The sequence below is a fragment of the Curtobacterium sp. KBS0715 genome (assembly GCF_005938005.2).
Lineage (GTDB): Bacteria > Actinomycetota > Actinomycetes > Actinomycetales > Microbacteriaceae > Curtobacterium > Curtobacterium flaccumfaciens.
This window is the reverse complement of sequence record NZ_VCCA02000001.1, coordinates 409,790-429,145: the sequence shown is the minus strand read 5'-3', so window position 1 is coordinate 429,145 and position 19,356 is coordinate 409,790. Positions and strand designations below refer to the sequence as shown.

The 19,356-nt window shown below is 73.2% G+C and carries 19 protein-coding genes; 6 read left to right on the top strand and 13 right to left on the bottom strand.

Going from position 1 to position 19,356, the window contains the following annotated elements; all coding sequences use genetic code 11:
• The first annotated feature begins 6 nt into the window (after positions 1-6).
• Positions 7-921, top strand: a complete 915-nt coding sequence (locus FFG40_RS02095; protein WP_110859461.1) for a LysR family transcriptional regulator ArgP — start codon at positions 7-9, stop codon at positions 919-921.
• Here the strand turns inward: FFG40_RS02095 and FFG40_RS02090 are convergent.
• Together FFG40_RS02090 and FFG40_RS02085 are read right to left on the bottom strand one after the other, a co-directional pair.
• Positions 912-1,691 (bottom strand): Fpg/Nei family DNA glycosylase, encoded by a 780-nt coding sequence (locus FFG40_RS02090; protein WP_110859462.1) that lies wholly within the window; start codon positions 1,689-1,691, stop codon positions 912-914. The genes FFG40_RS02095 and FFG40_RS02090 overlap by 10 nt on opposite strands.
• 92 nt (positions 1,692-1,783) lie before the next feature.
• Positions 1,784-6,565, bottom strand: a complete 4,782-nt coding sequence (locus tag FFG40_RS02085) for a DEAD/DEAH box helicase (protein ID WP_138802076.1) — start codon at positions 6,563-6,565, stop codon at positions 1,784-1,786.
• 160 nt (positions 6,566-6,725) lie between these two features.
• Here FFG40_RS02085 and FFG40_RS02080 point away from each other — a divergent pair, with 160 nt between their 5' ends.
• Positions 6,726-7,400, top strand: a complete 675-nt coding sequence (locus FFG40_RS02080; RefSeq protein WP_138802075.1) for a PadR family transcriptional regulator — start codon at positions 6,726-6,728, stop codon at positions 7,398-7,400.
• A gap of 71 nt (positions 7,401-7,471) precedes the next feature.
• Here FFG40_RS02080 and FFG40_RS02075 read toward each other — a convergent pair whose 3' ends face one another.
• Positions 7,472-8,092, bottom strand: a complete 621-nt coding sequence (locus FFG40_RS02075; protein ID WP_138802074.1) for an alpha/beta hydrolase — start codon at positions 8,090-8,092, stop codon at positions 7,472-7,474.
• Positions 8,093-8,165: 73 nt separating this feature from the next.
• Here FFG40_RS02075 and FFG40_RS02070 point away from each other — a divergent pair, with 73 nt between their 5' ends.
• Complete coding sequence (locus FFG40_RS02070; protein WP_027466763.1) at positions 8,166-8,708, top strand: NUDIX hydrolase family protein; 543 nt, start codon at positions 8,166-8,168, stop codon at positions 8,706-8,708.
• A gap of 102 nt (positions 8,709-8,810) precedes the next feature.
• On the opposite strand, the gene FFG40_RS02065 is transcribed toward FFG40_RS02070, so the two are convergent.
• Together FFG40_RS02065 and FFG40_RS02060 are read right to left on the bottom strand one after the other, a co-directional pair.
• Positions 8,811-9,014: a CsbD family protein gene (locus tag FFG40_RS02065; RefSeq protein WP_027466762.1), complete on the bottom strand. Its 204-nt coding sequence runs from the start codon at positions 9,012-9,014 to the stop codon at positions 8,811-8,813.
• Between the two features lie 251 nt (positions 9,015-9,265).
• The gene (locus FFG40_RS02060) at positions 9,266-10,876 is read right to left on the bottom strand and encodes a DEAD/DEAH box helicase (RefSeq protein WP_138802073.1); all 1,611 of its coding nucleotides are present in this window, start codon (positions 10,874-10,876) and stop codon (positions 9,266-9,268) included.
• Between the two features lie 288 nt (positions 10,877-11,164).
• Here FFG40_RS02060 and FFG40_RS02055 point away from each other — a divergent pair, with 288 nt between their 5' ends.
• Positions 11,165-11,998, top strand: coding sequence for an endo alpha-1,4 polygalactosaminidase (locus FFG40_RS02055; protein ID WP_138802072.1), 834 nt, complete (start codon positions 11,165-11,167; stop codon positions 11,996-11,998).
• A gap of 165 nt (positions 11,999-12,163) precedes the next feature.
• Here FFG40_RS02055 and FFG40_RS02050 read toward each other — a convergent pair whose 3' ends face one another.
• The 4 genes from FFG40_RS02050 to FFG40_RS02035 all read right to left on the bottom strand — a co-directional run bounded on the left by FFG40_RS02050 (position 12,164) and on the right by FFG40_RS02035 (position 14,461).
• Positions 12,164-12,523, bottom strand: a complete 360-nt coding sequence (locus tag FFG40_RS02050; protein ID WP_035809483.1) for a GntR family transcriptional regulator — start codon at positions 12,521-12,523, stop codon at positions 12,164-12,166.
• Positions 12,524-12,533: 10 nt separating this feature from the next.
• A complete protein-coding gene (locus FFG40_RS02045) occupies positions 12,534-13,106 on the bottom strand; it encodes a DUF1684 domain-containing protein (RefSeq protein ID WP_111191902.1) in 573 nt (190 codons plus the stop codon).
• A 132-nt stretch (positions 13,107-13,238) separates the two neighbouring features.
• The gene (locus FFG40_RS02040) at positions 13,239-13,721 is read right to left on the bottom strand and encodes a hypothetical protein (RefSeq protein WP_111056558.1); all 483 of its coding nucleotides are present in this window, start codon (positions 13,719-13,721) and stop codon (positions 13,239-13,241) included.
• 101 nt (positions 13,722-13,822) lie between these two features.
• Positions 13,823-14,461: a GNAT family N-acetyltransferase gene (locus FFG40_RS02035; RefSeq protein ID WP_138802071.1), complete on the bottom strand. Its 639-nt coding sequence runs from the start codon at positions 14,459-14,461 to the stop codon at positions 13,823-13,825.
• A gap of 91 nt (positions 14,462-14,552) precedes the next feature.
• Between FFG40_RS02035 and FFG40_RS02030 the strand changes: the two genes are divergently transcribed.
• Both FFG40_RS02030 and FFG40_RS02025 read left to right on the top strand, forming a co-directional pair.
• Positions 14,553-15,158, top strand: coding sequence for a 2-phosphosulfolactate phosphatase (locus FFG40_RS02030; protein WP_260678765.1), 606 nt, complete (start codon positions 14,553-14,555; stop codon positions 15,156-15,158).
• 42 nt (positions 15,159-15,200) lie between these two features.
• Complete coding sequence (locus FFG40_RS02025) at positions 15,201-15,503, top strand: DUF427 domain-containing protein (RefSeq protein WP_110859472.1); 303 nt, start codon at positions 15,201-15,203, stop codon at positions 15,501-15,503.
• Between the two features lie 29 nt (positions 15,504-15,532).
• On the opposite strand, the gene FFG40_RS02020 is transcribed toward FFG40_RS02025, so the two are convergent.
• From FFG40_RS02020 to FFG40_RS02005, 4 genes are all read right to left on the bottom strand, one after another.
• Positions 15,533-16,792, bottom strand: coding sequence for an Nramp family divalent metal transporter (locus tag FFG40_RS02020; protein ID WP_138802070.1), 1,260 nt, complete (start codon positions 16,790-16,792; stop codon positions 15,533-15,535).
• 386 nt (positions 16,793-17,178) lie between these two features.
• Positions 17,179-17,874, bottom strand: coding sequence for a CGNR zinc finger domain-containing protein (locus tag FFG40_RS02015; protein WP_138802069.1), 696 nt, complete (start codon positions 17,872-17,874; stop codon positions 17,179-17,181).
• A 47-nt stretch (positions 17,875-17,921) separates the two neighbouring features.
• The gene (locus FFG40_RS02010; RefSeq protein WP_138802068.1) at positions 17,922-18,413 is read right to left on the bottom strand and encodes a SprT-like domain-containing protein; all 492 of its coding nucleotides are present in this window, start codon (positions 18,411-18,413) and stop codon (positions 17,922-17,924) included.
• Positions 18,410-19,240, bottom strand: coding sequence for a hypothetical protein (locus FFG40_RS02005; protein ID WP_051597003.1), 831 nt, complete (start codon positions 19,238-19,240; stop codon positions 18,410-18,412). Before FFG40_RS02005 ends, FFG40_RS02010 begins: the two co-directional genes overlap by 4 nt.
• Positions 19,241-19,356: the final 116 nt, after the last annotated feature.

Sequence of the window (19,356 nt, the reverse complement as noted above, 5' to 3'; positions counted from 1 at the left end):
AACTGCATGACCCGGTTCCAGCGCGAGCACCTCGAGACGCTGCTCGCCGCCGTCGACCACGGCACGCTCGACGCGGCCGCCCGCGCGCTGGCGATCACCCCGTCGGCGGTCTCGCAGCGGATCAAGTCGATGGAGCAGCAGGTCGGTCGGGTCCTGCTCCAGCGCACCACCCCGGTGCGCCCGACCGCGGACGGTGCAGTGGTGCTCCGGCACGCACGGCAGGTCCGGCTGCTCGACGAGGAGACCTCCCGAGCGCTCGGCGGTGGCTCCTCGGTGGTGCCGTCGATCCCGCTGGCCGTGAACGCCGACTCGCTCGGCACCTGGTTCCTCGACGCCCTCGCCCTCGTCCGGGCCGACACCGAGGTGGTCTTCGACCTGCACCGCGAGGACCAGGACCGCACCGCCGAACTGCTCCGCGCCGGCACGGTGATGGGTGCCGTGACGGCCGAGGCGGATCCGGTCCAGGGCTGCTCGTCGGTGCCGCTCGGCATCGACCGGTACCGGGCGGTGGCGTCCCCCGCGTTCGTCGCCCGCTACCTCGGCGACACCGGCACCGAGCGGCGGATGCTCCGGCGGCTCGACGAGGTGCCGCTCGTCGACTACGACCGCGACGACGACCTGCAGCAGGGGTACCTGCGGCAGGTCCTCGGCCACGCTCCCGGAGGCCCGCGCCACTTCGTCCCGACCTCCGCCGACTTCGCCCGTGCGGTCACGCTCGGGTTCGGGTGGGGGCTGCTGCCCGAGGCGCAGTGCCTCGAGGCGATCGACCGCGGTGTCCTGGTCGAGCTGGCCCCGGGCCGGCACGCGGACGTGGCGCTGTGGTGGCAGCGCTGGAACCTGGCGTCACCGCTCCTCGAACGGGTCACCGACGCCGTCCGTGCGACCGCCTCGTCGCGCCTGCACCCCGCGCGTCAGGTCTGACAGCGCGGACACCAGTAGGTGTCGCGAAGGGTGAGTTCCGAGTCGCCGAGTTCGCCGTGCCGGATCGGGGTCCCGCACCGCAGGCACGGCTTGCCGGCGCGACCGTAGACCCAGAAGCGTCGCCCCGGGCGGTCGACGCCGGTGGTGACGCGGGCACTGCGGTCACGGTTCGCCAGGATCAGTCGGCTCGCGAGCGTGATCGTCCGCGCCGGGTCCGGCACCTGCCCGACCGGACGCGTGGGTAGCACACCGCGCAGGAAGCAGAGTTCGTTCCGGTACACGTTGCCGAGCCCGGCGAGCACCCGCTGGTCGAGCAGTGCCAACCCGACCGGGCGCTCGGGGTCCTCGGTCAGGTTGGCGAGCGCCAGGTCGGCGTCCCAGTCCGGGCCGAGCAGATCGGGCCCCAGGTGTCCGACGACCTCGGACTCCTGGTCGCGCGGCACGACCTCGAGCACCCCGAGTGCGAAGCCGACGGTGGAGACCCCCTCGGCGTCCAGGATCGCCCGGGCCTGGTGCGCAGGGCGTCGCCAGCGGTCACCGGGCGCGTAGACGTCCCACCGGCCCTCCATCTTCAGGTGCGAGTGCACGGTCAGGTCGCCGATGCGGTGCAGCAGGTGCTTGCCGCGGGGGACGACCTCGTCGACGGTGCGGCCGACCAGGTCGAGCGTCGCGAACGCGGGGACCCGGAAGTCGCTCTTCGTCAGGACCTTGCCCGCCAGTGCGGTGTGCAGGCGGCGGGCAGCCCGGTAGACGGTGTCGCCTTCAGGCACGGGTCGCCTCCGACGGGTGCGCGCGCCCCGTCCGGACGGCACGGGTCACCTCCGGCACGTGGTCGCTGCACTGCCGGGAGGCGCGGGTCGCCTCACACACGGAGTCGCAGGCCCTGCGGGGTCGCCGTGAACCCCGCGGCCCGGAGTGCGCCGCCGAGCGGCGTCTCGAGCACGAAGTCCCCGTCGACCCGCTCGACCGAGAGCTTCCGCAGCCCGGTCCGGACGATGCCGGCGATGGAGGCGGCGGCGGCAGCGAGGTCGGCGGCGTCGTCGGTGAAGGTCAGCACCGACTTGCCGCCGCGCTCCACGTACACCGTGAGCTTGCCGTCGACGGTCGTCACCAGTGCACCCGCCTTCCGGCCCGGGCGGTGGCCCCGCGTGGTCTTCGCGGCGCTCGCAGCGCCGCTCGCAACACCGTTCGCGGCGGTGCTCGCCACGCCGGCGACCTCGGCGTCGTCGGGCGCGACATCGTGGTCGGCGTCGCCGGTCGGCCACGGCAGCGACGCCCCGAACGGGTTCGCCGGGTCGGTCGCGGTGAGCGTGAGCGCCTCGCGCTTCCGGTCCGGATCGTCGCGCTCGTCGTCGCCGAGTTCGCGGGCGTAGGTGCGCAGCCGGTCGACGGTCGGGCCGGTGGCGAACTGTGCGGCACCGAGCCCCTCGACGAAGTACCCGCGACGAGCCCGGCCGGACTCCTCGAACCGCGAGAGCACCCGGTACACCCCGGCGAAACCACCCCTGACGCCCTCGACCTGGACGGCACCGCGGGTGACGACGCCGTAGCGTTCGAGCAGCTGTTCGGCGGTCGCGGCGGCCCGCACGGTCGAGTCGGACTCGGCCAGCGGCAGGAGTGACCAGCGTCCCCCGACGGACGGCGGCCCGGACTGCGTCGGCATCGTCGGACGCCGACGGCCGCGGTAGGCCCGAGCCCGCGGAGCACTCGAGCTCTTCGCCTTGCCGCCGAGCATCGAGCGCAGCGGGGCGAACGTGTCGTTCGTGATCTGCCCGGCCCAGACCAGGTCCCACAGCGCGGTGGTGAGCGCCTGGTCGTCGCTGCTGCCCACGGCTTGGCCCAGCTGCCGGAAGAAGTACGCGCCACCGCCGGCCAGGGCGCCGAGCACGTCCCGCTGCAGCTCGGTCGTCTCGTCCCCGGAGGGCTCGGCGAGCGTCGTCGCCGCGGTGTCGGCCAGGTGCAGGCGCACCCAGCCGTCGTTGCCGGGCAGGGTGCCCCCGCCGGACCACAGGACCTCGCCGGTGGCGGTGAGTTCGTCGAGCATGCTCGTCGAGTAGTCCGTGACGCGCGACGGCAGCACGAGGGTCTCCCAGGCGCTGGCGGGCAGGGCGACCCCGGCGAGCTGGTCGATCACCTGCAGGACGCCGTCGACGCCACGGAGTCCACCGCGGGTCCCGGGGGTCTGCACGTGCTGCCACGCGGGCAGGAAGCGGGCGAGGGTGTCCGGCGAGACCGGTTCGACCTCGTGCCGCAGGGCCGCGAGGGACTTCGTGCGGATCCGTCGCAGGACCTCGGCGTCGCACCACTCGGCACCCTGACGGTCGGGGCGGAACTCGCCCTCCACCACCCGGCGGTCGGCGACGAGTCGGCGCAGGGTGTCCTGCACGACGGCGATGCCCAGCCCGAGGCGACCGGCGGCCTCCTGCGCGGAGAACGGCCCGTGCGACCGGGCGTAGCGGCCGATCAGGTCGCCGAGGGGGTCGGCCACGGGCTCGATGAACGCCGTGGGCACACCGATCGGCAGCGGGACCCCGAGGGCGTCGCGCAGGCGAGCGGCGTCCTCGATCACGGCCCAGCGCGTCGCACCGGCGTGCGAGAACGAGAGCACCCGGCGGTCCCGCTCCAGGACCTGGAGTGTGCTCCGCAGTTCGGCGGTGGCCGCTGGACGGTCGGCGGTGTCGGCGAGCCAGCTCCGGTCGACCGCTTCGTCGAGGTCGAGCGCGCCGACGAGCCGCAGCACGTCCACGAGTCCCTCGGCATCACGGGCACGGCGATCCGGCGACAGCCGCTGCAGGTCGCGCTCCACCGAGGTGATGACCGCCGGGTCGAGCAGCTCGCGCAGCTCCGCACGTCCGAGCAGTTCGCCGAGCAGGGTCGAGTCGAGCGACAGGGCCGCTGCCCGGCGTTCGGCGAGCGGGGTGTCGCCCTCGTACATGAAGGCCGCGACGTACCCGAACAGGATCGACCGGGCGAACGGCGACGGCTGCTCGGTCTCCGTCTCGACCAGGCGGATCCGGCGTCCGGCGATGTCGTCGGCGATCCCGAGCAGCGCGGGCACGTCGTAGACGTCCTGCAGCACCTCGCGCACGGTCTCGAGCACGATCGGGAACGTCGGGTACTTCTGCGCGACCTCGAGCAGCTGCGAGGCCCGCTGCCGCTGCTGCCAGAGCGGCGACCGCTGCCCGGGGTTCCGTCGGGGCAGCAGCAGGGCGCGCGCGGCGCACTCGCGGAACCGCGCGGCGAACAGCGCCGAGCCGCCGACCTCGTCGGTGACCAGGGCCTCGAGGTCGTCGCGCTCGAACACGAACAGGTCGGCACCCGGTGGCTCGGCGTCGGTCTCCGGGATGCGGACGACGATGCCGTCGTCGGCCGCCATCGCGTCGCCGTCGATGCCGTGCCGTTCGCGCAAGCGTGCGGCGACGGCCAGGGCCCACGGCGCGTGCACCTGCATGCCGTAGGGCGAGTGCAGGATGAGCCGCCAGTCCCCGAGCTCGTCGCGGAACCGCTCGATGACGAGCGTGGTGTCGTTCGGCACGTGACCGGTGGCCGCGCGCTGGTCGCGCAGGAAGGTCAGCAGGTTGGTGATCGCGCGCTCGTCCAGTCCGCCGGCGGCGACGCGGGCGCGGGCGTCGTCGTCCGAGGCGCCCTCGACCTCGCGCACGAACGCACCGGTCGCCCGGCCGAGCTCGGCGGGCCGGCCGATGCCGTCGCCCTTCCAGAACGGCACGCGTCCGGGCTGCCCGAACGCCGGGCTCACGACGACGCGGTCGTGGGTGATCTCCTCGATCCGCCAGCTCGTCGCACCGAGGGCGAAGACGTCGCCCACGCGCGACTCGTAGACCATCTCCTCGTCGAGCTCGCCGACACGGGACGCCTTCTCGCCGACCATGAAGACGCCGAACATGCCGCGGTCGGGGATCGTCCCGCCGCTCGTCACCGCGAGTCGCTGCGCACCGGGACGCCCGGTCAGTGTGCCGTGCACGCGGTCCCAGACCAGCCGTGGCCGGAGTTCGGCGAACTCGTCGCTCGGGTACCGGCCCGTGACCAGGTCGAGCGTCGCCTCGAACGCCGATCGGGGCAGGCCGCTGAACGGGGCGCTCCGCCGCACGAGCTCGAACCAGTGCTCGACGTCGAGGGTGTCGATCGCCCCCGCGGCCACGGTGTGCTGCGCCAGGACGTCGAGCGGGTTCGCGGGTACCGAGATCGACTCGATCTGACCCGTGACCATCCGCTCGACGGTGACCGCGCTGTTGACCAGGTCGGCCCGGTGCTTCGGGAACAGCACGCCGCGGGAGATCTCACCCACCTGGTGGCCGGCACGGCCGACGCGCTGCAGGCCGCTCGCGACCGACGGCGGCGCCTCGACCTGGACGACCAGGTCGACCTCGCCCATGTCGATGCCGAGCTCGAGTGAACTCGTCGCGACGACGCACCGCAGCCGACCGGACTTCAGGTCGTCCTCGATGATCGCGCGCTGGTCCTTCGACACCGAGCCGTGGTGTGCGCGGGCGAGCACCGGGACCGAGGCGTCCGAGCCCCCGCCACCCGTCTGCCCGGACCCGCCGATCAGCTGCGCCGGCGGTCGCTTGGCCCCCTGGGGTGCGACGGCGTGCGCCGAGGTGCGGGCCGGTGACTGTGGTCGGCCCCGCGCCGCGGGGAGCCCGTCGTCGTCCGGGGACGCCCCCGCCGGCACCAGCACGCCGTCACCGGCGGCGGCGAGCACGCGTTCCTCGTGGATCTCGTTGAGCCGCGCGGTGAGCCGTTCGGCCAGCCGCCGCGAGTTCGCGAACACGATCGTCGAGCGGTGTTCCTCGATCAGGTCGACGACACGTTCTTCGACGTGCGGCCAGATCGACCCGTTCGTCGGCGACTCGGACGCGTCCGCGCCGACGGGCGGCGCCCCGAGCTCGGTCATGTCGTCGACGGGCACGACGACCCGCAGGTCGAAGGTCTTCTGCGCGGGCGGCGCGATGATCGTCACCGGTGCACGGCCGCCGAGGAACCGCGCGACCTCTTCCGGCGGGCGGACGGTCGCGGACAGTCCGATGCGCTGCACGGGCTTGTCGAGCAGGTCGTCGAGGCGCTCGAGCGAGACGGCCAGGTGTGCACCGCGCTTGGTCGAGGCGACCGCGTGGACCTCGTCCACGATGACCGTGTCGACGTTCACCAGGGTCTCGCGCGCCTGCGAGGTGAGCATCAGGTAGAGCGACTCGGGCGTGGTGATGAGGATGTCCGGCGGCTGGCGCAGGAGCTTCTGCCGATCGGAGGACGGGGTGTCACCGCTGCGCACCCCGACCGTGACGTCCGGCGGTTCGGTGCCGAGGCGCCGAGCGGTCTGGGTGATGCCGACGAGCGGGCTCCGCAGGTTGCGCTCGACGTCGACGCCGAGCGCCTTGAGCGGCGAGACGTAGAGCACCCGCGTGCGCTGCTTCGCCGGCGGGCGGTCCGTCGCGCTGATGAGCCGGTCGATCGACCACAGGAACGACGCCAGGGTCTTGCCGGAGCCGGTCGGGGCGATCACGAGTGCGTGCTGCCCGGTCGAGATGGCGTCCCACGCCCCGGCCTGTGCCGGTGTCGGTGCGTCGAAGGCGCCGCGGAACCACTCGGTGGTCGCGGGGGAGAAGCGCTCGAAGACGTCCGTCATGGTCCGTCCCATCCTGCCCGCCACCACCGACAGCAGGCCGAGCACACGTACCCCTTGACAGAACGATAGTTAGCGATCTATCGTAAACACATCGCGATACGACGAAGGCGATCAGGTCAGACCGGTCGCGAGCCGACTCAGCACGATGAAAGGACTCCTCATGCGCCCCTCGTACGACGACGACAGCAACACGTCCCCCCGCGACCAGCGCGGGCTCGGTCCGCGCGGCCCCCGCTTCGGCGGCGCGCGGCAGCACCACGGTGCCGGCTTCCCCGGCCGTGACCGCGGTGACCACGACCACGGCGGCCGCGGCTTCGGTGGTCGCGGGTTCGGACCCGGCTTCGGCCCGGGCATGGGCTTCGGCCCCGGTTTCGGCGGGCCCGGCTTCGGCCGCGAACGCCGTCGCCGCGGTGACGTCCGTCTCGCGATCCTCGGTCTGCTGGCCGAGGGCCCGCAGAACGGGTACGCCGTGATCAAGACCATCGCCGAGCGCACCGGCGGCGCCTGGAAGCCGAGCCCCGGCTCGGTCTACCCGACGCTCCAGCAGCTCGTCGACGAAGACCTCGTGGTCTCGTCGGGCGACGGCCGCAAGACGCTCTTCGAGCTCACCGACGCCGGCAAGGCCGAGACCGAGGCCAAGGCCGACGAGATCGCTGCGGCACTCGACGGGGCCCCGGGCATCCCGGACGCCCAGCGCGAGTTCTTCGAGGCGCTGCGGAAGACCATGGGCGTCCTGCAGATGTACCGCAGCACCGCGACCGAGGAACAGGCCAAGGCCGCCACGGCCAAGGTGGACCAGCTCCGCAAGGACCTGCTCCAGATCCTCGCCGACTGACGGACGTCACCCATGACGGACAGGAGGCCCGGTGCCAGCTGGCACCGGGCCTCCTGTCCGTCGTCGTGCGCCTACACCGCGTCGACGAAGGCCGCCACGTCCGCCAGCTCCGCCGTCGACACGGCGTGCGGCAGGCCCGCGTAGGAACGGTCGGTCACGTCGGTGTGCGCTGCGGCCCACGCCTGCGTCCGGGCGGTCGCCTCGGGTGGGATCACCGGGTCGAGGTCACCGTGCCCCAGGAACACCCGCGGCCGCACGGCCGACACGGCCTCGTCGCGCGAGTCCGTGACGCCCGGCACGACGAACCCCGACAGGGACACCGCGAACGCGAACGCCGCGGGCCGGGCGCGCAGGAGCTGGAGTGCCATCGAGCCGCCCTGCGAGAACCCGAGCAGCCCGATCCGCGGGTGGTCGGCGGCGACGGAGTCGATCCAGTCGAGCACCTCGGCGGTCGTGGCGTCCACCGCCTCGGGCGCTGGGGAGCCGGGCGTGCCGAGCGGGTACCAGCTGAAGCCGGACCCCCACGGCATCGGCGCGCGGAGCGACGCAACGGTCCACGCGGGCGGCAGCGCGGGGGCGAGCCCGAGCAGGTCGTGCTCGTTCGAGCCCACCCCGTGCATCGCCACGAGCAGGGGTGTGCCCCGCCGGTCCGAGGCACTCCGTGTCCACTGCACCAGGTCCGCATCGATCATGTGGACAACGCTAACCATCCCCAACTCCCGCGCCTTCCGCCGAACTCGCCGCCGTCCCTGGTAGACACGGTGCATGTCCTCGCTGCGCACCCCCGATCCCGACTCCGGCTGGCTGTCCGACGAGGAGCTCGCGAACGTCCGCCGTCGTCTGCCGATCTGCTACGTCGAGGCGGTCCCCGTCCGCACCGACGGTCTCGGCGTCGTGACCGAGGTCGGCGTGCTGCTGCGTGTCTCCCCGAGCGGTCTCATCGCCCGCACCCTGGTGTCCGGCCGCGTGATGTTCGGCGAGTCGATCCGCACCGCGCTGTTCCGCCACCTCGAGAAGGACCTCGGGCCGATGGCGTTCCCGCAGCTGCCCTCGAGCCCGACGCCGTTCACCGTGGCCGAGTACTTCCCGCTGCCCGGCGCCTCGGTGTACACCGACGAGCGGCAGCACGCGATCTCGCTGGCGTACGTCGTCCCCGTCACCGGCACGTGCGAGCCCCGGCAGGACGCCCTCGAGCTCACGTGGATGAGCCCGATGGAAGCTGCGTCCGACGCCGTCGCCGACGAGATGGAAGGCGGCCGCGGCGCACTGCTGCGGGCCGGCCTGGCATCGGTCGGCGCCCTGCACTAGCCCGATCGGGGCGTCCACGCCCGGCGCACGCGAAGCCAGCGCACGACGAAGCCCCCGGATCCGATCGGATCCGGGGGCTTCGCAGCGCGGTCGCGAACCGGCTTAGTGCTTGTCGTCCTTGAAGCTGTCGGCGACGCCGTGCGCGGCGTCCTTGACGTCGGTGACGCCCTGCTTCGCCGAGGCCTTGCCCTGGTCGGTCTGGCCTTCGGCCTTCAGCCGGTCGTTACCGGTCGCGTTGCCGGCAGCTTCCTTGACCTTGCCTGCCGCCTTCTCAGCGGCGTTCTTGATGTCATCGATGCCAGCCATAGGCACTCCTTCCAGAAGCGGACGTGTTCCCCGTCAGCCGCTTGCGCGGCATCCGGTGAGTGAGACCGTACGCCCGGCGGAGTACCCCACCCCCAGCCCCCGCCAAGGTTCGCCCGAGCCCGGACGCAGGACACCGGTGTTCACGGAACACACCGCGCGATGCGGGGGTTCGAAACGTGAACACCGGTGTCTTGCGGGCACTGACGAGCTCAGCCCGACGGGGTCAGGCCGCGCGGGTCAGACCGCGTGGGTCAGTGGCGGTCAGCAGCGCCGGCCGGACGGGAGGCGCGGCGCGAGCCACCACGACGGTTGCCGCCCGACTCGTTGCCGGACCGACCCGCGGCGTAGCCGCCCTCGGACGACCACACGGCCGACGAGCCGCCGCGCACGACGTCGCTGCTGCCCGAGCGACGGTTGCCGCCGCTGCGGCGACCACCGGTCGAACCGGCGGCCGCGGCACCGGAGCGCCCGGCCCCCTCGGTCCGTGCGCCACGGGCCGGACGGCCCTGACGGCCCCCGGCCGAACCGGCGGACTCGCCAGCCGAGCCGGAGCGCGCGGGCTGCGCCGCGCCTCCAGACCGACCGCCGCGACCACGGCGACGACCGCCGCCGTCACCGGCGGACTCGGCCGAGCGCTGCTTGGGCTGACGCTGCTGGGTGGGCGGCTCCTCGGCGACGTGGCGGATCGGAGCGACCTCGCCGACGAGCGCGGTGACGGCCGGGGAGGTCGCCGTGACGTGCTGCGGGGTGACCTTGATCGCGGCAGCACGCATCATCTGCGCGACGTCGCGACGCTCGGCGGGCATCGTCACCGTGACGACGTCACCGGACGAACCGGCACGCGCCGTGCGGCCCGAGCGGTGCAGGTACGCCTTGTGCTCGGTGGGCGGGTCGACGTGCACGACGAGCTCGACGTTGTCGACGTGCACACCGCGGGCGGCGACGTCGGTGGCGACGAGCACGAGGGCCTCGCCGGAGGAGAACTTCGCGAGGTTGCGCTCACGGGCACCCTGCGACAGGTTGCCCTGCAGGTCGACGGCCGGGATCCCCTGGCTGCTGAGCTGCTTGGCGAGGCGCTTGGCGTGGTGCTTCGTGCGCATGAAGAGGATGCGGCGACCGTTGCCCGAGGCGAGGGCGCTCACGAGGTGCTTCTTCGCGTCGGCGTCGGCGACCTCGAACAGGTGGTGGGTCATCGCCTCGACGGGGCTGTTCGCCTCGTCGACGGAGTGCATCACCGGGTTGTGCAGGAACTTCTTGACGAGCTTGTCCACGCCGTTGTCGAGCGTGGCGGAGAACAGCAGTCGCTGCCCGTTCTCGGGCGTCGCCTGCATGATCTTGGTCACGCCGGGCAGGAAGCCCATGTCGGCCATGTGGTCGGCCTCGTCGAGGACGGTGACCTCGATGTCGCCCAGGTTCACGTGGCCCTGCTGCATGAGGTCGGCGAGGCGACCCGGGCAGGCGACCACGACGTCGACGCCGCCGCGCAGGGCGTCGACCTGACGGCCCTGACCGACGCCACCGAAGATGGTCGTGGTGTTCAGGCCCATGGCCTTGGCGAGCGGGGCGAGGGCGACGTCGATCTGGGTCGCGAGCTCACGGGTCGGGGCGAGCACCAGGGCGCGGGGGCGGCCGGCGCGGCGCTTGCTGCCGCTGGCGGCGAGGCGCGCGACGAGCGGGATCGCGAAGGCGATGGTCTTGCCGGAGCCGGTGCGGCCGCGGCCGAGGACGTCCTTGCCCTGCAGGGAGTCCGGGAGGGTGTCCGCCTGGATGGGGAACGCCATGTCCTTGCCCTGGTCAGCGAGGACGGAGACCATCGGCGCGGGGACGCCGAGGTCGGAGAAACGGATGTCTTCGGTGGTCATGGTGACCTTTCGAGCCGGAGCAGTCCGGCTGTGGGCGCGCTCTGAGGCAGCGCGCGGGCGGGATGCGCGCCAACGGATGTGGCTGGCGCAGTCGCCGCAGCAGAGAAGCCTGGGCACCTTCGTGAGGTGCTCGATCATCGACCGGAGTCTGGAGACAGCTGGTCGGGAGTTCGGGGCGTCCGTACGACGCACGAGGCGATCGGCGCCTCGAGTACGACCAGCATAGCGTGCACATCCCCGGAACGGCGAGGGCGGGGTCGTTCGCCCGTGGCGTGCGAGGATTCCGGGGTGCGCACGCGATCCGTCCTGTTGACCACCGCGATGGCCCTGGTGGCCGTCCTCGGCACCGCCGGCTGCGCCGAGGCCGCCACGACCAGCGCGGCCGGGAGCTACCGCAACCTGCCGACCTCGGGTCGCGTGGACTACCAGCTCGGCGGCGGGTACACCCCGCCCTCCGGCGTGACGATCGTCGAGCGCGACAGCACCGACCGCCCGGCGAAGGGCAAGTACAACATCTGCTACGTCAACGGGTTCCAGACGCAGCCCGAGGCCGCCAGCACGTGGAAGAAGTCGTACCCGTCGGCGATCCTCCGCGATCGTGCGGGCAAGCCGGTGTCGGACCCGGGATGGCCGGACGAGATGCTCCTCGACACCCGGACGGCGGCCAAGCGTGCCCTGATCACGAAGGTGCTCGCGAAGACCGTCGCCCGCTGCGGTGACCGCGGGTTCGACGCGGTGGAGTTCGACAACCTCGACTCGTGGATCCGGAGCGGCAAGCGGCTCACCCGTGCCGGCAACCTGGCGCTCGCGAAGTCGCTCGTCGCCGAGGGACACCGGCACGGCCTGGCCGTCGGACAGAAGAACACCCCGCAGCTCGGGGCGTCCGGCAGGAAGCAGACCGGGTTCGACTTCGTCGTCGCCGAGGAGTGCGTGCAGTACCGGGAGTGCGCCGCGTACACGAAGGCCTACGGCGGACGGGTCATCGACGTCGAGTACTCGGACACCCTCAAGGGCTCGTGGGCGTCGGTCTGCGGGCTGGGGAGCCGTCCGGCCATGACGATCCTGCGCGACCGTGACCTGGTGACCCCGACGGACGACGCGTACGTGTACGAGCACTGCTGAGCGCTCGGATCGGTTCTTCCCAGAACGCCTGCGATGCCTGGTCGGATCGGGCGTACCGGGTCAGAACTTCCGACCGGGTACGCCCGGAACGACCAGGTACGCCCGGAAGCGCCAGCCAGTCACCCGCGCCAGCCAGCCACCCGCGCCCGCGCCCGCACGCCCGCGCTAGGCCGGCCAGGCCTCGCGCAACGCGGTCGCGGCCTGGTCCGCCGACAGCCCCGCGGAGCGTGCCGCAGCGGCCAGGGCGCGAGCGGCCTCGGCCACGGCGTCCGGTACCGCTGCCGGTCGCACCACACGGGTGCCGGCGCCCCGTGCGGTGTGCACGAGTCCGGCCTCCTCGAGCAGCTGGTAGGCCTTCGCGACGGTGCCGGCGGCGAGCCCGAGCTCGTCCGCCAGTCCACGCACGCTCGGCAGCCGTTCGCCGTCCACCAGGTACCCGGCGGTGATCTGCGCGGCGATCTGCGATCGGACCTGCTCGAACGGCGGCACGCGGCCACCGACGTCGAGGGCGACGAGTCCTGTCATGCGTTCCACCCTAGAAGTCGTACTGCTCGCCGACGGGGATCGGGACCGGCACGGTGTTGCCCGGAGGCGCGAGCGGGCACGCCCACGCCGGGTCGTACGCGCACGACGGGTTGTACGCGAAGTTGAAGTCGAGCACGAGCGACCCGAGGTCGTCGCCGCCCAGGTCCGAGCCCTTGATGGTGTCGAGCAGGTAGCGTCCGCCGCCGTAGGTGCCGCGGGCCTTGCCGGCGCTGGCGTCCTTGACCGGGACGAACACCCCGCCCGCGTAGCCGCCGTGCTTCCAGACGTCGAGCGTGCCGACCCCGGGGACCCGCACGAGGCCGAGCCGGTCGAAGTGGACGATGCCGTCGGTGCCGGTCTCGAAGTCGAACTCGGCGGGCTCCGTGGCCTCGATGCGCACCTGGAACCGCCACGCTGGGTCGTAGTCCGGCACCGGCAAGGACTCGAAGTCGCGGGCGTCCTCGTCGAGCAGCGGCGACGCCGGGTGCTCCGCGAACATCGCGTCCCGGGTCTCGCGCCAGAGCGCGTGCGCCGTCTGGGGGTCCGGGGTGGCGCGGACGCGGCGGTACAGGTCGAACGTCATCCGCCGCCAATCCGTCGTCGCCAGCGTGCTGCGCACGCGGTCGTCGGTCGTCGGCTCCTGGGGGCGCGTCTGGCTCACGTGGACGAGGCTACGCCCGCTCCGCGGTGGACGGGAGGCCCGACCCGCGTCACGTCACTCGCCGTCGGTCCGCCAGGTGGGCGCGAGGGCGCGCATCCGGAACGCCCGCCACTGCCAGATGACCCACATGCCGGGCCACAGGGCGAGCCCGAGGACGGCCGGTCGCATCCGGTAGGTCAGGCGGTCGAGCAGCAGGGTCCGGCCACCCGGCGCGGGGACGACGGCCATCCGGTGCGACATCGTCATCCGCCCGAACAACCCGGACGTGCCGCCGCCGTTGTCACGCTGCACGGGGACTCCCCGGACCTCGTACAGGTCGAGGTCGACGTGCGTGTCGCCGCTCGGCACCAGCCCGAAGGCGTCCGCGGTGATCGGGTGCGGGTGCCCGGGCTCCCAGCGCTCCGGGAACCCCCGTGGGTCGCGCGAGCGGTACGCCAGGAACGGTTTCGTCACCGCGACCATCACGGACGGGGACAGCAGGGCATCGCGCACGGCGTCGACCGGCGCGTCGAGGACGATCCGGAGGCCGACGTGCATGCCGGGGACGCTACGCCCGCGGGCTGGACGGCGCGCCGTGGCCCGGCGGGCGAGACGGCGCAGGCGAGACGACTCAGGTGAGACGGCGCAGGCGAGACGCCTCAGGCGTGCCGGGCCGACCGACGGCGGGACCCCTCGGCGCGGTCGTGCCGCCGGAGCCGCTCGGCCAGCGAGAGGCGGACCGCCGGCCACTCCGACGCGATGACGGAGAACACCACGGTGTCGCGCAGGGTGCCGTCACGGCCGATCGCGTGGTTCCGGAGGACGCCGTCCTGCTTGGCGCCGAGACCCGCGATGGCCGCTCGGGACTGCAGGTTGTGCCAGTGGGTGCGGAACTCGACCGCGATGCACTGCCACGCTTCGAACGCGTGGGACAGCATGAGCAGCTTCGACTCGGTGTTGATCCCCGATCGCTGCGCTGACCTGGCCAGGAACGTGCTGCCGATCTCGACACGGCGGTTGCCCGGGTCGATGTTCATGAAGGTCGTCGCGCCCACCACCCGGCCGGTCGGGCGGTCCCGCACGGCGAAGGGCACCATGCGGCCGGCCTCGTGCTCGGCGAGCCGCCGGTCGATCTCGGCCTCGACCTGTGCCGGGGCGGGCACCGAGGTGTACCAGGTGCGCCACAGATCGCCGTCCGCGACCGCCGCCCGCAGGTCTTCCGCGTGCTCCTGCCCGAGGGGCTCGAGCGTCACACGGTCGCCGGTCAGGGTGGGTACGGGGGCGATCTCCATGGACATGCATCCTAGGGTCGACGACCCTGGCGGAACCCGGTCGGACGGCGACCCTGTGGAGAGGGACAGCATCGCCCGGGCGGCTATCGTGACGGACGTGGCAGAACGCACCCAGGAGAAGTACCAGGTCCGGTTCGCGTGGGGTCCCGGGGGTGCGGCTCGCATCGCCCACGGCACCCACCTGCTCGTCTGGGTCGACGCCCTGCCGCCGACCTCCGGCGCCGCCGCACAGCGGCGCGCGCTGCGGAACGTGACCGCCCAGCTGCCGCAGGGTCCGGAGGTCGTGCTCGGCCACCTCGGCAACGCGGCGGCGGTGGCGGAACGGGTGACGGGCCTCCAGACCGCACGCGGTGACCGGTGCGTCGTCGCGATCGTCGCCGCCGGGCTGCACCACACCGCAGCCCTCGACGACGCGGCCGAGGCGGCGGGGGAGTCCGTCGACGTCGCCGACGCACCGGACTTCGCCGTCGAGGACCTGCTCGCAGCCGGAGCCGTCGTCGACGCGCTCACCGAGGTCGGCATCGACCACACCTCACCCGAGGCCGCCGCGGCCTGCGCGGCGTACACGGGGCTGCGCCGGGCCGTGCGGCACCTGGTCAGCGCGTCCGAGGGAGCCGCCGTCCTGAGCCGTGACGACGTGCACGCGGCGCTCGCCGCGGGCCCCGACCTGACCGTCCTGCGGGAATCGGGGGAGCGCGCGTAGCGTTCGCCCCGTCACGGAACCAGCGAGCGAAGGAGCAACGCCATGAAGGCAGTCGTCGGCGACACGGTGATCGCGGAGGCCCCCGAAGAGGACCTCATCAAGATCGAGGGCAACTGGTACTTCCCGCCGTCGAGCGTGAAGACCGAGCTCTTCACCGAGAGCCCCACCCAGTACCACTGCCCGTGGAAGGGCGACACCCAGTACTTCACGGTGAACGTCGACGGACAGGCGCTGCAGGACCGCGCGTGGTCGTACCCGACGCCGATCCCGTCGTCGTTCGACCGCGTCGGCAAGGACTACTCGGGCTACGTCGCGTTCTGGAAGGACGTCCAGGTCGTCGACTGACGACCGCCCGTCCCCTGACCGGCCGGGCCTCAGCCGGTCAGGGTCAGCACGACCAGCGCGACGTTGAGCGCCACGATGACCGCCGCGATCACCCACGCCACCACGCGGGTGGTCGCGGCGTTCACGTCGGTCCCCATCACGCTCCGTCGCGAGGTGTAGACCACCAGGGGCACGATCGCGAAGGCGATCCCGAAGCTCAGCACCACCTGGCTGACGACGAGCAGCATCGTCGCGTCGGCGTTCAGCGCGAGCAGCACGATCGCGGGCACCAGGGTGATCGCGCGTCGGGCCACGAGCGGGATCCGCACGTGCAGCAGGCCCTTCATGATCTCCGCGCCGGCCATGCAGCCCACCGAGGTCGAGGCCAGGCCGGACGCGAGCAGGCCCACGGCGAAGAGCACCCCGACGACCGGGCCGACGTTCTCGGCGATGGCGCGCTGCGCACCGGGGATGGAGTCGGTGCCCTCGACGCCCGGCAGGGTGGCCGCGGCGAGGACGAGCATCGCGATGTTCACCCCGCCCGCGACGATCAGCGCGAGCCCGACGTCCCACCGGGTCGCGACGAGCACCCGGCGACGCTCCGGCCCGGCGGGGACGTCCCCGTGGCGGTCCCGGGCGAGCGCCGAGTGCAGGTACACCGCGTGCGGCATCACGGTCGCACCGAGCATCGAGGCCGCGAGCAGCACGGACCCCGCGCCCTCGAACCGCGGCACGAGCCCGGCGACCAGGTCGGCCGGTGTGACCCGGGCGAACAGCAGCCCGGCGCAGAAGCCCACCGTCAGGATCGCGAGCATCGCCGTCACCACGGTCTCGAACAGGCGCGTGCCCCGGCGGCTGTGCAGGGTCAGCAGGAGCATCGAGACGAGCCCGGTGATGATCCCGCCGACCACGAGCGGCAGGTCGAAGAGCAGGTAGAGCGCCAGGGCGCCACCGATGACCTCGGCGATGTCGGTCGCGGCGGCGACGATCTCGGCCTGGCCCCAGAAGAGCAGGCGCGGGGTTCGCCGCATCCGCAGGCCGAGGTGTTCGGGCAGCGACTTGCCCGTCACCACCCCGAGCTTGGCGGACAGGTACTGCACCACCACGGCGCTGGCGTTCGCGGCCACGAGCACCCAGAGCAGCAGGTACCCGTACTCGGCGCCGGCCGTCAGGTTGGCGGCGACGTTGCCCGGGTCGACGTACGCGATGGCCGCCACGAAGGCCGGTCCGAGCAGGGTGAGCCCGGCTGCACGACGACGCGGGGCACCGGATGGGTGCTCGTCGAGCCGGGGGCTGGCAGTGTCGGTCATGCACCGATCCTGCCAGAGAATTCGGCAGGCCGAATCTTTTTCTTCGTTGTGTCGTGGCGCTCGCCGGTCGCCACTCGCGTGTGCGTGTGTCGGGTGGTCACGACCCGTCGGCTGGGACGCCGCCAGCAGACGGTCGGTGACCGCTCGGCCGAGGTGCGCGGGGTGTCGTGACCGCTCGCGGAAGGCGGACAGGAGGCCCGTGGCGGCGCCGCCACGCGCCTCCCGGCCGGTGGCTGGTCACGACTCGTCGCTTGCGTCGCGTCGGGTGATCGCAACCTGACGGTTGCGACGCCGTCGGGCGACGGTTGGTGACCACTCGGCCGAGGTGCGCGGGGTGTCGCGACTCGCCCCCTCCGGGGCGACGAGAGGAAGGTGTCAGCTCGGGCTCACTCCGCGGCGCGGCGAGCGCGGTGCGCCCGGACCTTCGCCCTGTTGCCGCACCGCTGCATCGAGCACCAGCGACGGGTCCCACCGCGCGACGAGTCGTAGAACACCAGGCCGCAGTCCTCGGCCGAGCACCGGCTCAGCCGCGTCGGCCGACCGTCGGCCTCGACGTCGTCGAAGCCGACCTCGGTGAAGAGCGCGACGGCGTCGCGCGCGACGCTCGACAGGGCCTGCGCCAGGCGGACCCGGTTCGCTCCGGCGCGGCGTCGGCCACCCGGGAGGCTCGGGGGCACGTCCGGCAGGGCGGCGAACAGGTTGACGGTGTCGATGTCGTCGGGCGCGGGGCGCGTGCGGCCGGCTCCGGCGCGCAGGCCCGCCGCCACGGCGGTGCGCTCCGCGGCGGTGCTCGCCGGCGCGGGGGCGGCGGCCACGGCGAGCCGGGCGATCGCGGCACGCAGGGCACGGGCGTCCTGCAGCTCGCGGGCGCTGGCACCGACGTCGATCGGCTCGGTGTGCTCGCTGAGCCACTCGTCCAGGTCGGCCGGACTCGCGAGCAGCTCCCCGAGCTGCGACCGCGGTCGGCGTCCGGTGGGGTCGTCGGCGAAGCCACCCGTGTGCGCGAAGTCGAGCGCGATCCGTCCGGCGTCGAAGTACCAGGAGGAACCGGCGTCCGTGCGGATGTGCTGCCCCGTGTGCATCCGCCCAGGCTAACGGGTTACCGGCGCGCCTCCGTGCGTCGGGCACCTCATGCGGTAGTCGACGCCATCGTGGCCGCGTCGTCGTCCGCGGTCCGTCGCCGCCAGGTGATGACGTTCCGGGCGTCGAACCGCCGGGAACAGCGGGCGCAGGCCAGGGGACGGGTGGGCGTGCGGTACCGGAAGTGCTCGTGTCCCGCGGGGCAGGTGCCGATCCAGGGGGCGAGCTCGCTGGCGATCGGCCCGTCGTGCAGCCGGGAACCGGTGTACCCGATCGACGCGGCCGTGCGCTTCCACTTCGGTCCGTGTGCCGCCCGGGCGCCGGCGAGGGCGTGCGCGACCTCGTGCAGCAGGACCTGTTCGACGTCGTCGTCGGAGAACCGGGTGGCCAGGTGGCGGCTCACCGTGATCCGCTTCCGCGCGAAGTCGCACTGGCCCGCGCGGGTCTTGGCGTGGTCGAACCCGAACGCCCACGTCCCGGCGCCGAGGTGTTCCGCGATGAGCGCTTCGGCGCGGAGCCGGACGGTCTCGAGCGCGGTCACTGCTCGGCGCGCGGGTCGGCCTGGCCCTTCTTCGCTGCCCGGGCCGCGATCCGGCCCCAGATGTCGTCGGCCTCGGTCCGGGCGGCGTCGGGCGCACCGAGCACGCGCCGGCGGATCGGCGGGACCTGCTTCACCGGCTCGGCGACGCGGGTCGTGGGCTCGTCGTCCTCGGCGCGGCGGGCGGCGACCTCGCGGGCCGTCCGGGGCCGGTCGGACGGTTCCGCCGGGTTCGTGATCGAGGCCCGCATGGCGGCCTCGACTGCAGTGCGCAGTGCGTCGGTGCGCTCGGACGGTGCGCCCGCCTGCCGGAAGGCCTGGTACGCCCGCGACAGTGCGGCGCGGGCCTCGTCGAAGCGGTCGTTCTCGAACAGCGACCAGCCCTCGATCTCGGCCGCGGCGCCCTCGAGCTCGGGCCACTCCTCGGTGGCGGCGGTGTCGCGGGCCATGGCGGCCTCGGCGGCGGCGCGGTCGTGCCGGCCGAGGTCGTGCAGGACGTGCGCACGACGGATCCGCGCGGCGACCTTGTCCTGGCGCTCCCCGGTGAACATCGCGAGGCGGAACACCTCTTCGGCGATCACGAGCGACTCGTCCAGACGGCCGAGCAGGCGGAGGAGCTCGGCCCGTTCGGCGAGGGCGTCGGTGCTGCGGCTCTGACCGAGGTCACGGAGCCGCTGGTGCACGGCGTCGACGTCGACCGCGGGTCGCAGGCTGATGGGCGCGAAGGTGCTGCCCGGGCTGACTCCGGCCGTCACGGGAGCCGCGTGGCGCGGTTCACGGGAACGGTCGGACAGGTCGGGCTGCTGGCGGTCGTCGGGCGGGAGGGACATCGGTTCGAGGGTAGCCGCGGTCTCCCGGGAGCGGTCGGTGCGACGCGCTCAGGTTGCGCGGGTGCAGGCGTCCGCGCGTGCCCCCGGGACGACGAACGGCCCGCCGTGCCGGAGCG